General features: G+C 43.9%; 13 protein-coding genes. 8 read left to right on the top strand and 5 right to left on the bottom strand.

Annotation, left to right across the window (positions count from 1 at the left end; genetic code table 11):
- A partial coding sequence (locus LG34_RS15010) for a YlmH/Sll1252 family protein (protein ID WP_242979921.1) occupies nucleotides 1–454 on the bottom strand: 454 nt, incomplete at its 3' end.
- Nucleotides 455–693: 239 nt separating this feature from the next.
- Between LG34_RS15010 and LG34_RS15005 the strand changes: the two genes are divergently transcribed.
- The 7 genes from LG34_RS15005 to LG34_RS14975 all read left to right on the top strand — a co-directional run bounded on the left by LG34_RS15005 (nucleotide 694) and on the right by LG34_RS14975 (nucleotide 7,897).
- Nucleotides 694–1,254, top strand: a complete 561-nt coding sequence (locus LG34_RS15005; RefSeq protein WP_109216783.1) for a hypothetical protein — start codon at nucleotides 694–696, stop codon at nucleotides 1,252–1,254.
- A gap of 12 nt (nucleotides 1,255–1,266) precedes the next feature.
- Nucleotides 1,267–1,788, top strand: coding sequence for a DUF2764 family protein (locus tag LG34_RS15000; RefSeq protein ID WP_109216782.1), 522 nt, complete (start codon nucleotides 1,267–1,269; stop codon nucleotides 1,786–1,788).
- Between the two features lie 58 nt (nucleotides 1,789–1,846).
- Nucleotides 1,847–3,577 carry a V-type ATP synthase subunit A gene (locus tag LG34_RS14995; protein ID WP_109216781.1) on the top strand — a complete coding sequence of 577 codons (1,731 nt, stop codon included), beginning with the start codon at nucleotides 1,847–1,849 and terminating at the stop codon, nucleotides 3,575–3,577.
- Between the two features lie 12 nt (nucleotides 3,578–3,589).
- The gene (locus tag LG34_RS14990; RefSeq protein ID WP_109216780.1) at nucleotides 3,590–4,885 is read left to right on the top strand and encodes a V-type ATP synthase subunit B; all 1,296 of its coding nucleotides are present in this window, start codon (nucleotides 3,590–3,592) and stop codon (nucleotides 4,883–4,885) included.
- A 12-nt stretch (nucleotides 4,886–4,897) separates the two neighbouring features.
- Nucleotides 4,898–5,512 (top strand): V-type ATP synthase subunit D, encoded by a 615-nt coding sequence (locus LG34_RS14985; protein ID WP_109216779.1) that lies wholly within the window; start codon nucleotides 4,898–4,900, stop codon nucleotides 5,510–5,512.
- Nucleotides 5,509–7,350 (top strand): V-type ATP synthase subunit I, encoded by a 1,842-nt coding sequence (locus LG34_RS14980; protein WP_109216778.1) that lies wholly within the window; start codon nucleotides 5,509–5,511, stop codon nucleotides 7,348–7,350. Before LG34_RS14985 ends, LG34_RS14980 begins: the two co-directional genes overlap by 4 nt.
- Before the next feature lie 112 nt (nucleotides 7,351–7,462).
- A complete protein-coding gene (locus LG34_RS14975) occupies nucleotides 7,463–7,897 on the top strand; it encodes a V-type ATP synthase subunit K (RefSeq protein ID WP_109216777.1) in 435 nt (144 codons plus the stop codon).
- Nucleotides 7,898–8,032: 135 nt separating this feature from the next.
- Here LG34_RS14975 and LG34_RS14970 read toward each other — a convergent pair whose 3' ends face one another.
- Both LG34_RS14970 and LG34_RS14965 read right to left on the bottom strand, forming a co-directional pair.
- The gene (locus LG34_RS14970) at nucleotides 8,033–9,439 is read right to left on the bottom strand and encodes a radical SAM protein (protein WP_109216776.1); all 1,407 of its coding nucleotides are present in this window, start codon (nucleotides 9,437–9,439) and stop codon (nucleotides 8,033–8,035) included.
- 26 nt (nucleotides 9,440–9,465) lie between these two features.
- On the bottom strand, nucleotides 9,466–10,884 hold the full coding sequence (locus LG34_RS14965) for a radical SAM protein (protein ID WP_109216775.1): 1,419 nt from the start codon (nucleotides 10,882–10,884) through the stop codon (nucleotides 9,466–9,468).
- Between the two features lie 585 nt (nucleotides 10,885–11,469).
- Here LG34_RS14965 and LG34_RS14960 point away from each other — a divergent pair.
- The gene (locus LG34_RS14960; protein ID WP_109216774.1) at nucleotides 11,470–12,036 is read left to right on the top strand and encodes a TetR/AcrR family transcriptional regulator; all 567 of its coding nucleotides are present in this window, start codon (nucleotides 11,470–11,472) and stop codon (nucleotides 12,034–12,036) included.
- Nucleotides 12,037–12,293: 257 nt separating this feature from the next.
- On the opposite strand, the gene LG34_RS14955 is transcribed toward LG34_RS14960, so the two are convergent.
- Nucleotides 12,294–12,782, bottom strand: coding sequence for a DNA-deoxyinosine glycosylase (locus LG34_RS14955; RefSeq protein ID WP_109216773.1), 489 nt, complete (start codon nucleotides 12,780–12,782; stop codon nucleotides 12,294–12,296).
- A gap of 161 nt (nucleotides 12,783–12,943) precedes the next feature.
- Entirely contained in the window at nucleotides 12,944–14,476 is a 1,533-nt protein-coding gene (gene malQ, locus LG34_RS14950; RefSeq protein ID WP_109216784.1) for a 4-alpha-glucanotransferase, read from the bottom strand.
- Nucleotides 14,477–14,854: the final 378 nt, after the last annotated feature.

Below are 14,854 nucleotides of genomic sequence, written 5' to 3'. Positions count from 1 at the left end.
CCGTGGTCATGGATGTATGGCGCACCTGCGTGATATGCTCCGCCAGATAAGCCGCCATAGTATCCTCACAGAATACATAACCTGCGGCATCCCTGACAATAATATCACCAAGAACATCCCGCTCTATTCCAAGATTCATCAATGCGCCAAGGAAATCTCGGTGGCTTAAATCCTCCGCAAATTTCGGTGCCGATGGACGGATCACTACGCAGCTGATGGGAAACTCCTCCTCATACCCTAAAGTTTCCTCTGATCCGAACCGCAACATCTGCCGCTCACAGCCCTCCGTACCGCCAAATAATTTCCACGGTACAAAGTCCAGTTCCCGCTCCATGGTGTATACATCTGAGACTTCCGCCGCATTTAAGAACCCGGAAAACGTATAAATATTTTGCTGATAACAGCGGTTTGCCAGATCCAGCACCCGCCGTTTTAATTCTTCATTTTCTTTCATAGAGTAAAGTATAACATACGCCCATATCATTACACAAGAAAAGCAGATGCAGAAAGCGTATTAAAAAAAATGCACACTTTTTGTAAAATATGTTCAATTTTGGGCATAATAACTAGCAAGATTGTCTAATTTTAAACAATTAGAAATAATGCTTGCATGTCGAACAAGAGTATATTATAATGATTTCTAAATTGTATTTTATTTAGTACAACGCATAAAAGAAGAAGGGAAGTGAACATATGGAATTACAGATTCAAGACTTAGTTTCCTCCATCCGCAAAGACGGAATTGATGCAGCAAATGCCGAGGCAGAGGCAATTATTACAGAAGCTAAGAAAAAAGCAGAAGCCATCGTGGCAGAGGCGAAATCTGAAGCAAAAAGTATACAGGAAGCTTCAGAAAAAGAAATCAGTATTCTAAAAGAGAGTGCTGCACTCAGTGCTGAGCAGGCAAAAAGAGATGCGATGCTTGCATTTAAAACTGAGGTGAAAGCCGAATTTGAAAAGATTCTTTCCGCAAAGGTTAAAGATAGTCTTTCTGATGCCGCACTTGGTAAATTGATCAAAGCAGCCATTGCAGACGAAGGGGTAGAAAATTATACCGCAGAAGTTGCACAGGTAAGTGACGCACTGAAAGCAGAACTTGCAGAAGAAATCAAAAACGGACTTGAGATCAAACCAGCCAAAAGTGTCCGCGCAGGATTCCGCCTGGCAGCAAAAGACGGTTCCGGATATTTTGACTGTTCCGATGATGAGATCATGCAGATGCTGATGCCATACTTCAGAAATCTTGATTTCTAGCAGGAGGTGCTTATGGCTTCATATTATTATTTGATATCCAGCCTGCCGGACCTGAGAACCGACGGTGATATGCCATTTTCTTATAAAGAATTTCTTGGCATGTGCCAGTCAAATGTAAGCGAATCAAAATACGAATTTTTAAGTAATCTCACCCTCTCCTCTGATGAGGGACCACTCTTAAAAGACTGGGCTGTTTTTTATAACAACCTGATGAGTGAACTGAATGCGCAGAGAAGCGCGAACCTTGGACGGGCATATTTAAAATCCTATGATAAAGATTCCGTACTCTCTCAGGTAGTAGGAACCGTGCTTGCAGCCAAAAACCCGCTGGAAGCAGAAAAGATCCTGCTGGATTACGAATTTGAAAATCTTGATTCCCTGGTAGGTTTGCATACCTTTGACGATGTATATCTCTTTGGCTATGCAGTGAAATTGAAACTGCTGGAGCGCCAGAACTGTTTTGTACAGGAAAAAGGCAAAAAAGAATTCAAACGTCTTTTTGATCAGGTGCAGCAGCGCGTTTATCAGTTATAGAAGAAACACACATCTTTGCTGATAAAACGGAAAACTATTGATAACAGGAGAAAATTGAATGGAAACAGTAACAGGATATGTAACTGGTATTAACGGCAACCTGGCAAATGTCAGCTTTGAAGGTGCCGTTCATAAAAATGAAGTTGGTTATATCCTTGTTGACGGAAAACGCTTAAAAGGCGAGGTTATCCGAATCAACAACGGCGTAGCCAGCATGCAGATCTACGAGATGTCAAACGGCATTAAAGTCGGAGACCCAGTAGAATTTACCGGTGAACTGATGAGCGTAGAACTTGGACCGGGTCTGCTCACACAGGTATTTGACGGTCTGCAGAATCCGTTGCCGGATCTGGCCGAGCAGTGCGGATTTTTCCTTGAGCGTGGTGTATACCTTGACCCGATTCCGGACAGAGAATGGGAATTTACCCCATCCGTAAAAGTCGGTGATGCCGTAGAGGCAGGTGACTCCATCGGAAGCGTTCCGGAAGGATTATTCACACATGAGATCATGGTTCCTTTTACCTTAAAAGGTCATGACTGGAAAGTAAAATCAATCAAAGAAAAAGGTTCTTACCATGTAAGAGCAACCATCTGTGTCATTGAAAATGGCAACGGTGAGGAGAAAAACTTAAGCATGGTCATCTCCCAGCCGATCAAACAGGCAGTAAAATGTTACGATGAAAGACTTCGTCCGGACGAACCTCTGGTAACACAGATTCGCTGTATCGACTCCTTCCTTCCGGTAGCAAAAGGCGGAACCTTCTGTGTTCCTGGACCATTCGGAGCCGGAAAAACAGTTCTTCAGCATATGGAGGCGAAAAACGGTGAGGCCGATATCGTTATCGTCGCTGCATGTGGTGAGCGTGCCGGCGAGGTTGTAGAGATCTTAAAAGAGTTCCCGGAACTGGAAGATCCGAAAACAGGCAGATCCCTGATGGAACGTACCATCATTATCTGTAACACATCTTCCATGCCGGTAGCCGCACGAGAAGCTTCCTGCTACACAGCCGTAACTCTGGCTGAGTATTACAGACAGATGGGACTGGATGTTCTTCTGCTGGCAGATTCCACCAGCCGTTGGGCACAGGCCATGCGTGAAATGTCCGGACGTCTGGAAGAGATTCCTGGTGAAGAGGCATTCCCGGCTTACCTTGAGTCTACCATCGCTTCTTTCTATGAACGTGCAGGTAAAGTAAGACTGAAAAACGGCAAGATCGCATCTGTTACCATCGGTGGTACCGTATCACCGGCAGGTGGTAACTTCGAGGAACCGGTTACACAGGCAACCCTGAAGGTAGTTGGTGCTTTCCACGGACTTTCCAGAGAGCGTTCCGATGCCCGTAAATACCCGGCGATCCATCCGATGGATTCCTGGTCCAAATATGACGGCGTAGTCGATATGGCCCGGGTGGAAGAAGCCCGTTCTATTCTGCACAGAGGAAATGAGATCAACCAGATGATGAAAGTAGTTGGTGAGGAAGGAACTTCCGCAGAAGACTACATTATTTATCAGAAGGGCGAACTTCTCGATTCCGTATATCTGCAGCAGAACTCCTTCGATCCGATCGATGCAGCATGCTCTCCGGACAGACAGCGTGAAGAATTCGGCATCCTTTACGATGCTTTGATGGCATCCTATGATCTAGATGACAAAAACGAGATCCGAGGTTTCTTCAACCAGTTGAGACAGGAATTCCTTGACTGGCACGGTACAGAATTCGAATCACCGGAATTCTACGAACAGGAAAAGAAAATCTCAGAATTCTACAAATCAAAAGCTGTTGAGTAGGAGGATTTTAGAGTGCAGAAAGTATATACAAAAATTGAATCAATTGTCGGTAACGTAGTTACTGTCAGAGCAAAAGATGTCCGTCTGGGCGACCTTGCTCTCGTAGGTGACAGTTACGCGACTGTTATAAAACTTGATAAAGACCTGGTATCCCTTCAGGTATTTGCAGGTGCACAGGGCGTCGGAACCAGCGATCCGGTCCGCTTCCTTGGTCGACCAATGATGGTTTCCTTCTCCGAACACCTGCTTGGACGAGTATTTGACGGTGCAGGTGTTCCGCGTGATCATGGTCCGGCACTGACTGAGAATATGATCCCGATCGGTGGACCGTCCTTTAACCCGGCAAAACGTATTTTACCGAAAAACATGATCCGTACCGGTATCCCGATGATCGACGTGTTCAACACACTGGTAGAGAGTCAGAAACTTCCGATCTTCTCTATCTCCGGAGAGCCATACAACGCACTGCTCTCCCGTATCGCACTTCAGGCAGAAGTAGATGTCATCGTTTTGGGTGGTATGGGATTAAAATATGATGATTACCTTGCATTCCGTGATACCCTGGAAAAAGGTGGCGCCATGAGCCATACCGTTATGTTTATCCACACAGCTTCCGATCCGACCGTTGAGTGTACACTGGTTCCGGATATGGCACTTGCTGTTGCAGAGCAGTTTGCCTTGAACGGAAAGAAAGTTCTGGTACTGCTTACCGATATGACAAACTACGCCGATGCACAGAAAGAGATGGCGATCACCATGGAGCAGGTACCTTCCAACCGAGGTTATCCGGGCGATCTGTACAGCTGCCTGGCTTCCCGTTATGAGAAAGCCGTTGATATCGAAGGTGCAGGTTCTATTACAATCCTTGGTGTTACCACAATGCCTGGTGATGACGTAACTCACCCAGTACCGGATAACACCGGTTATATCACAGAAGGTCAGTACTATCTGAAAAATGGACACATTGAGCCATTCGGTTCTCTCTCCCGTCTGAAACAGAACGTAAACGGCAAGACCCGTGATGACCACCGTGCACTGATGGATGGTATGATCCGTCTGTACTCCCAGTATAAGGAAGCTCTTGAGAAGAAATCCATGGGATTCCTGATGAGTGACTGGGATGAAAAGCTTCTGAAATACGGTGAGCTTTTCGAGACAAAACTTATGGACCTCAGTGTAAACATTCCACTTGAGGATGCACTTGATCTTGGCTGGGAAATCCTTGCAGAGTGCTTCGAGCCAAACGAAACCGGTTTGAAGACAAGTCTTCTGCAGGAGAGATGGCCAAACAAAGAAGCATTAAACTAAAAGGAGCAGCTGATGGCTATCAAACTTACAAAAAATGAGCAGAAGGTGCAGAAAGACCGCCTGAAACAGTATCAGCGTTATCTTCCTACCCTGCAGTTGAAAAAACAGCAGCTGCAGGCTGTCATCACGAAAACAAAAGCTGATCTGGACCAGAAGGAAGTCGAACGTGCTCAGATGATCGGTGACCTGGATGACTGGGTTGCAGTATTTGCTGAAAATGAAATCTTCGATGAAAGCAAAAAATTAGATCACCTAGTACAGCCGGATACCGTCATCTGTAAGAATGAGAACATCGCCGGTGTCACAGTTCCTGCCTTTCAGGAGCTGACCTTCAAAGACATCGATTACGATGTGGACGACTATCCTCTGTGGGTGGACACTGCTATTATAAAACTCCGCGAGATCGCACGTCTGGATGCTCTGGTATCAACACTGCGCAAACAGGAAGCGCTTCTGGAAAAAGAGTTACGCTCTACTTCCCAGCGTGTCAACCTGTTTGAAAAAGTCAAGATTCCGGAAGCCAAGGAAAATATCCGCATGATCGGCGTTTTCCTTGGAGATCAGCAGACAGCGGCCGTTGTCCGCGGAAAGATTTCAAAGAAAAAATTAGTGGAGGCGGCACAATGATAGAGAAAATGAAAATGGTCTGCGTCGTGTCATCTGTCTCCCGAAAAGACGAGATGCTCGACGGACTTCGATCCTTAGGGCTCTTACATCTGGCAGAAAAGAAAAGTCCGGACCGTGCAGTTGCAGAACGTTTTACAACGCTTTCCAAGACAGCTGCCACTCTGACGGACTATGCGCCGGATAAAAAGAACAAAAAGAAAGAACCTGTACCGGTTCTCTCCGATTCCGAATTTGAGGAAATGTATCAGAATGTGTTAGCCACATTAGATAAAAAAGCCTCACTGGAGCAGGAAATCAGTGCTGCCAACGCTGAGATTGAACGAATCAAGGCTTGGGGCAATTTTTCACCGGAAGATGTGAAACGCGTAAAAGAAGATGGATATGATCTTCACTTCTACCGCCTTGGTAAAAATGAATACCAGATGGCACTGCAGGATCCAGAAATCAAAATGATCGCACTGACACCGATAGATAAAATGCACACAGTTGCAGTACTGGGAACACTTCCGGTCACAATTCCGGCAACAGAATTTACCCTTCCGGAAAAAGGCATCGATGAGCTGACAGCACAGATTGAAAGCTGTCAGACAGAAATCGGTACATGTGAGGAAACACTCAAAAAATCCAGCATCTATGATACAAGTTTTCAAGTTCAGATGCTGAAAGCGCAAAATGCAGAAAACTATTCTTCTGCAAGTGAAACAGCAGAAAATGATGAAGATTTTGTATGGATTTCCGGATACCTTCCGGAAGCAGATCTTCCGAAATTCAAAGCTGCGGCAACAGAGCATAAATGGGCATGGGCCATGGATGACGTGTCAGAAGATGACACAGAGATCCCTACCAAAGTAAAATATGGAAAAGTTTCCGGACTGATCCAGCCGGTATTTGATATCCTTGGAATCCTTCCGGGATATCGGGAGTCAGATATCTCCCTCTGGTTTTTCCTGTTTTTCACCCTGTTCTTTGCAATGATCATCGGTGATGCCGGTTACGGCTGCCTGATCCTGATTACAACGATCGCTCTGGTAGCAAAAACAAAGAAATTTAATACTACAACTTACCTGTTACTGGTTCTCTCCATTGCAACCATCGTATGGGGTGCCGTCACGGGTACGTGGTTCGGTATGGAAAAAGCAATGCATGTGCCTTTCTTAAAGGCTCTGGTTATTCCTCAGTTTGCAAACTACCCGGATTACTTCGGTGTATCTGCCACAACACAGCAGAACGCCATCATGAAGTTCTCTTTCACCATCGGAGCGATCCAGATGGCATTGGGAAGTCTGATCTCCATCAAAAAGAAACTGAGTGAAAAGAACTTAAGTTGGGTGGCAGATCTTGGCTGGCTGGTAGCAGTCATCGGCATGTATCTGTTATCCCTGTATCTGGTTATTGGCCAGAAGCTTAATATCGTACCAGTCTTCGCCATGGTAGGCGTTGCATTTATCCTGGTCGTACTCTTCGGTGGCATGTCCCCGGACAAAACATTTGGTCAGGGTCTGAAAAGTGGTGTCGCAGATGCATTTACCGTATTCTTAAATACGATCAGCTGCTTTGGTAACGTCATGAGTTACATCCGTCTGTTTGCGGTAGGTATGGCAGGATTTGCCATTTCCCAGAGTTTCAACGGCATTGCAGCAGGTTTTCACGGACCGCTCATCATTCTCGGCGTTGTGGTCGTACTAATCGGACACGGACTGAACATTATCATGTGTTTCCTTTCCGTCGTTGTACACGGTGTTCGACTGAACGTATTAGAGTTTTCCGGTCAGGCCGGTCTGGAGTGGACAGGAATTGCATACGAACCATTTAAAGTAAACGAAAAGATTAAAAAATAGTGTATTTGCAAAGATGCACAACAGAATGATATCATGGATTGCATGATGTGCATCTCGCAACAGGAATGAAAAACATTCTTGAATAAAACAGTATTAAAAAAGGAGAATTATTATGAATATCGCATTTATAGGTATGGCAGCCGCACTTGGTTTATCAGCAGCAGGATCTGCATTTGGTGCAGGATTTGCCGGAATGGCATCAGTAGGAGCTTGGAAAAAGTGTTACGCAAGCGGTAAAGCAGCACCGTTCATTATGATCGCATTCTCCGGTGCACCGCTGACACAGACAATTTATGGATTCCTTCTTATGAACTTTATCAAATCCGCAGTAGCAGGTGGCGCAGACGCTGGTCTGGCACTTGGCGTTGGACTCTTTGGCGGACTTGCAATCGGACTTTCCGGATTATTCCAGGGTAAATGTGCTGCTGCTGCTGCAGACGCTCTTGGCGCAACCGGTAAAGGTACCGCGAACTACTTCATCGTAGTTGGTATCGTTGAGACAGTAGCGCTGTTCACACTGGTATTCAGCTTACTGCTGTTAGGCTAAAAAGCAATTTAAAGCAAAGATTAAAAAGCTCAGTCCTTCGGGGCTGGGCTTTTTTATGTATAAAAAGAGAAGGTACAATGCCTCTCAGAAGCACTGTACCTTCTCTATATTCGTTTTTAAAGCAATCTTTAAGAATTACTCACCGTATTTCTCAAAACGCTCTTTTCTTGCCTCAGCGACTTCATCCTGACGCTCTTTCCATAATCTGTCAGCAACTGGTTTCCAGTTCTCTGCGTATGGAATTGTTTTTGCAATCAGGCTGTCAACCGGCTCTTCTGCCTGCATATCTGTAGAATGAGCTCCGGAAGCCTCTACCATCTTCTTGATCATCTCCGGATTCTCAAGCATCGGGCATGGACGAAGCTGGTTGTCATTGAACGGCATATTGTCATGATACTGCATGAACAGCGGCTGCTGTAAGCACTCAAGCAGGGAATGCTCTTTGATGTTGATGTTGGAGTAGTGAATGAATACACATGGCTCTACATCACCGTTCGGGTTGATATGTAAGTAGTTCTTACCACCAGCGATACATCCGCCTACGAACTCAGCGTCGTTCTGGAAATCCAGTGTGAAGAGTTTGATCGGGCATTTTCTGCTACGTACGAAACGAACACGGTTAACCATGTACTCACGCTGTTCCGGTGTCAGAAGCAGATCTGTACTTGCGTCTTTTCCAACTGGCATGTAATGGAAGAACCAGGAAAGGATTGCTCCTTTGTCTACCAACATCTGAAGGAATTCATCAGATGTAACTACTTTATAGTTTTTGCTTGTGTAACAGATAGATGTACCGAATAACAGACCATGCTCTTTCATCAGATCCATAGCGTGCATAACTTTCTCGAATACACCCTGTCCACGACGGTCATCGTTTGTCTCTGCATATCCCTCTACAGACAGAGCGAAGGATAAGTTACCAAGTCTCTGAACTTCTTTACAAAGCTCCTCATCGATCAGTGTTCCGTTTGTGAAGATATGGAATGCACAGTCGTTATGTTTCTCAGCAAGCATCAGGATATCTTTCTTACGAACCATCGGCTCACCACCTGTTAATACGAAGAAGTGGATACCAAGCTCTTTTGCTTCTGTGATAATTCTGTCAAGCTCTTCATTGCTTAACTGAAGCTGATGACCATACTCAGCAGCCCAGCATCCTGTACATTTCAGGTTACATGCACTGGTCGGGTCCATCAGGATAACCCACGGCACGTTACATCCGTATTTTTCACGGTTCTCTTTTACTTTTTTGAAACCTGTCAGACCAGCTTCAAATCCCATGTTTAATACGTGCTGTTTTACGATGTTTGGATGAAGTCTCTCTAAAGCATCGTAAATCATCTGTGTCCATTTCTGCTCCGGATCAGACAGAACTTCGTTTGCATTATCCCAGAAATACTGTGGGAAGTTCTTACCTGCGATCTTGTTTGCCAGGTTCATCAGTTTTACTAAATTTTCTTCTTTATTTTTGTTGATGTATTTATAAACTCCTGAGAAAGCCAGTTCAAATGACTTTCTTGCTGCAGCGTGTTTTACGTCCATCTTTCAATTCCTCCTGTTGTCTGTCCTTAGTTTGCATCAGTTCCTTCGATCTCACTCTTGTAGTTCTTGTAGCCTTTCTTTACGAATGGATGCTCTGCCCAGATCTTGTCAGCATGCTCTTTCCACTCAGCTGCGTACGGCTCACATTTCTCGCAAAGGTGCTCTGCGCTCTCCGGAGACTGTAAATCAGTAGATTTTGCACCAGTCTCACGAACCATCTCCTGCAGTTTCTCCGGGTTCTCAAGCATCGGACACGGACGAAGCATGTTGTCGTTGAACGGCTGGTTGTCTCTGTATGCCATGAATAACGGCTGTTTCAGACACTCAAGTAATGTGTTCTCACGGATGTTTGCTCCTGAGTAGTGAATGAAAACACATGGCTCAGCATCTCCGTTTGCGTTGATATGGAAGTAGTTACGTCCACCGGCGATACATCCGCCTACAAACTCACCATCGTTCTGGAAGTCCATGAGCATAATCGGTTTTCCACCTTCGAATGCACGAACCTCACGGATACGTTTGTAGATGTACTCTCGCTGCTCCATAGTCGGCATCAGTTCTACATCAGCTTCGTTTCCGACTGGCATATAGTGGAAGTACCAGGAGTAACGGCATCCGTGCTCGATCAGCAGATCGAAGAACTCATCAGATGTAACGGCATCCATGTTCTTTCTTGTATAACATACAGATGTTCCGAAGAACAGACCATACTGTTTCATCAGATCCATAGCGCCCAGAACTTTCTGGAAAATACCCTGACCACGACGGCCATCGTTTGCTTCCTCAAATCCTTCCAGACTCAGAGAGAAGGAAAGGTTTCCTAATTTCTGAACTTCTTTACAGAACTCTTCGTCGATCAGTGTTCCGTTTGTGAAGCTGTGGAATGCTACATCATGATGTTTTTTACAAAGTTTCAGGATATCTGCTTTACGAACCAGCGGTTCTCCACCTGTGAACATGTAGAAGTAGATACCAAGCTCTTTACCCTGTGTTACAATGTCGTCTAACTCATCGTATGTAAGGTTCAGCTTGTAACCGTACTCTGCTGCCCAGCATCCTGTACATCTTAAGTTACATGCACTTGTCGGGTCCATCAGGATCAGCCACGGAATATTGCAGTGGTGAACCTCACGCATTTTACGGATTGTTTTTGTACCATAGAAAGCAGCCTCAAAACCAAGGTTTAATGCTGTCATTTTTGCTACGTTCGGATCTAACTCGTCAAGCATTGTGTTTACGAATTTCATCCATTTGTGATCCGGATTCTGAACGATTTTTTTTGCACCTTCATATGCTTCCGGTTTGAAGTTGTCGCCCATGAATCTCTGAGCCAGATCGATGATCTGAAGTAATCCTTTTTCTCTGTCTTTGTTCAGTCTTTTTAAAGCAACGTCAATTGCTGCACTGAACGCTTTTCTCTGCATAGTATGTGATAAACTTGCCACGATATGCTCTCCTTTCCTATTCCCTTAGCCATCCGTCAGGCAGATATTCACAATCCGCCATCGCTACTTGTTCACAACCAAATAACTATCATATAACTTCATTTGGTTAAATAGTTTGTTTCTTATAAACAATTTTTCCAAACAGGCACCTACTACTTTCTACAATTGTAAAAATGTGTCTGTTTTATAACATATGTTTCTTACACGACATCCGTGTCTTTGACAACACATGTTGCATTTTTAACTCTTGTATATTATAATCAACTTAAGTTAAATATCAACCGTCAATTTAATTTTTTCTGTCAATTATCCCACATTTTACCTGTACTTTGTTGGATAATTAACAGTTTCCAAGGGGATTGACTGCCGGATTTTGCCTGTTTTTGGTATAATTTAATTTGGTGTGATAAAGTGAAAAAGCAGTATTTACCAGACATGTCTGAGCAGTAAGTTTCTACTAATATAATGAGTGCAAACGAGTCAACATGCTGGTATGATTGACGAGTGGCGAAATTATCGAGTGATAAAATCACGATATAATATAAAGAAAGAATCAATGCAAACGGACAAAGGAGAGGATTGGAAATGGCAACTGACCGCCGCACAAAGTATACGAAATCGGTAATTCGACAGGCACTTTTTGACCTGTTAAAGGAAAAGCCTTTAAATAAGATCACAGTAACGGATATCTGTAAAATGGCAGACATCAACCGCAGTACCTTCTATTCTTATTATGAAGATGTGTATGCACTGCTGACGCAGATTCATAATGAGCTGTTTGAAAATATTGTGGTGACACTTGGAAATGATAACTGGTTTGATGATCTCTTGAAACTGATCGACCAGAACCGTGATCTCTGTCAGGTGCTGATCGGACCACACGGAGATTCTTCTTTTATCAGACAGCTGATGTATCTGGGATATGATAACAGTATGCGTGTCTGGCAGAAGATTTATCCAAATGCGGATGCGACGATGCTGGATTATTCCTATGCGTATCTGGCAAATGGAGTGATCGGGATTCTGGAGAACTGGGTGTGCAGTAATTATAAACTCTCGATTGAGCAGGTTGGAAAGCTACTGATGGGGATTACGATGAATGGGTTGAGTTTTCTAGAACAGGGGGCGTCGGCTTATGCTGTCGAAAATTAAATTTTTGTTTAGGGTGGCTTAAAAATTTACTACGATAGTACTCTGAATGTCCACTTTTTAGTACCAATGTCTACATTTATGTTTTGAATGTCCACTTTTATGTTCTAAATCTCTACTTTTTAGTGGCAACATATGTGAATTTTCAGGACACACAACGTATATAAGCGGAATTTGAGAAATTTTTTCTTTGAAGGCGATTTGTTAGCTGAAAAGACCAAATTTTCAAATTCCGCTTTCATAACCTTTCGTTTTGCCAATCACAATATTACGTTTTTCCAATATTCCAGCAGCCGCTCCACACTGTAAGCCGCATTCGCCGGACTGGTAGACGGCAGCTGCACCGCCTCAATCCCAAGCTGTTTTGACAGATATTTATCATACAACTGCTTTGACTTCGCCCCGTTCGCATAAATTTTTGTAATCCGACTTCTACTTATAATATATCCCAGATCATTTGGCACAACATTCCGGATACTGCTATCACTGGATCCCGCGATATCGCAGCTTGCGATCACGTCCCACAACGCAATATGATGCCGCAGCAACATCTCTTTTTTCTCCGGAATTGTCTGTGGAACGTTTTCATGTAAAACCTGCGCCATCACTTTCCAGAAACGATTCTGGGGATGTCCGTAAAAAAACTGCATTTCTCTGGACTTCACGGACGGGAAGCTTCCCAGGATCAGTATTTCGGAATTTTCATCATACACCGGTGGAAATTCATGATTTTGTCGTTTTAACTCCATACAAAATCCTTCTTTCTCATAACTTCATTTACTAAACTAAATTTTATCAGGGAAACATGATTTTCAATTACTGATATCGCTCTTTTCGAAAGGTGCATTTTGTTTTATACACTACATTTTTCTCTGCAATTTATCACGTTTCCCTGTTTTATCATCAACTATTATTTTTCTGCTTTGCCTTCATCCGTCTCTTCTTTTTTCGGCGGATCAATTCTCCGACGATAGGACAATCCTGTCATATGCGCAATATACCCTGCCAGATCATGTGTCAGCTGCTCCTTACGCACACGCCACTCCCAGTTATGTCCAAGAGTAGACGGGAAGTTCATCCGGGCTTCTTTTCCAAGTCCCAGATAATCCTGAATCGGAATGATACAATATTTTCCAACGCTGGACATTGCCATCCAGATCAGATTTTCACAAAGTTCCCCATTAGACGCATGCGGACGGTTCATGTACTCCCGAATATGGTTGCGTACATGATCCTGTGTACCATCCAGATACTGCATCAAAGTCTCATTGTCATGGGTTCCTGTGTATACCACAGAGTTCGGTGTATAGTTGTGTGGAAGATATTCGTTGTCGCTGCCGCCACCAAAGGCAAACTGCAGTACTTTCATGCCCGGGTAACCGGTTTCTGCCACCAGATCACGAACAGCCTGTGTCATGTAGCCAAGATCCTCCGCAATGATCTCAATGTTTTTCACATGTTTTTTCACTTCTTTAAAAAGCGCGATACCCGGTCCCTTTTTCCACTTTCCGATGCGGGCGTTTGTCATGCCGTAAGGAATGGTGTAATACTCATCAAAACCACGGAAATGATCAATTCGAACCACATCATACAATACTTCGCAATGTTTGATACGACGGATCCACCATGCAAAGTTCTGTTTTTTATGGTATTCCCAGTCATAGATTGGGTTGCCCCAGAGCTGCCCATCGGCGGTAAATCCGTCTGGCGGGCATCCAGCAACTTCGATTGGGTTCATATCTTCGTCAAACTCAAATAATTCCGGATTCATCCATGCATCCGCGCTGTCGAAGGCTACATAAATCGGGATATCACCAATGATCTTGATACCACGCTCGTTTGCATATTTTTTTACTTTCAACCACTGTTTTAAAAACCAGTACTGCAGATATTCGTAATAACAGATCTCATCTGCAAGCTCTTCCCGGTATTTTGCCAGAACTTCCGGCTCTTTCTGGATCAGTTCTTTCTCCCAGGTGTTCCATGCCTGTTTGTCATGAACGTCCTTCAATGCCATAAATAATGCATAATCCGGCAGCCATTCTTTCTGCTCTTCCTCAAATTTCAGAAACTCTGCGTCTTCCCGTTTTTTGCTGTTTTCATATGCTTTATGTAACAATGGATTTCTGTTTTCATATTGCTTCTCATAGTCCACATAGGACGGATTCGTACCAAGCTGCGCAGACTCACATTCCGCTCTCGTCAGAAGCCCTTCCTCGATCAGTTCTTCCAGTGAAATAAAGTACGGATTTCCCGCAAAGGTGGAAAATGACTGATACGGAGAATCACCGTAACTGGTTGGTCCCAACGGCAGGATCTGCCAGAAGGTCTGACCGCTCTCCTGCAGAAAATCAATCCATTCAAAGGCACTCTTTGAAAAACATCCGATTCCATATTTTGACGGTAAACTGCTTACCGGAAGTAAAATACCACTTGCTCTCATACTTAAAAACTCCTTCTCAAACTCTGCCAAAAGAAACATAATTCTTCTCGTGCTAATATGCATCATTTGCACGAAGTACTTTTGTCAGATAAATAATTCAACGTAATTTTCTATCCAAATAAAGTGCTTTTTTGACAGCGGGATTTTTTCCCGAATTATGTGTTTTATTATACTCGTTTTTCCGCTATTTCTCAACCAAAAATACACCACGGTTCACGTTCAATATATGGGAACAGGAATGCTTTCTTACTAAAAAATAGTTCACTATTTTAGCCATCCCATTCTTGGAGCCGATTCAAAAATATCCTTACTCCAAACATTCATCTCAGTCTGAGTTGAGACTCCCACTTCTGCAAGTGGTGAGTAATAACAAGTCTT

Origin of the sequence: Eubacterium ramulus, assembly GCF_003122485.1 — a bacterium.
Classification (GTDB): domain Bacteria; phylum Bacillota; class Clostridia; order Lachnospirales; family Lachnospiraceae; genus Eubacterium_I; species Eubacterium_I ramulus_A.
Note: the sequence above shows the minus strand (reverse complement) of the source record. Positions and strands in the feature narration are given on the sequence as shown.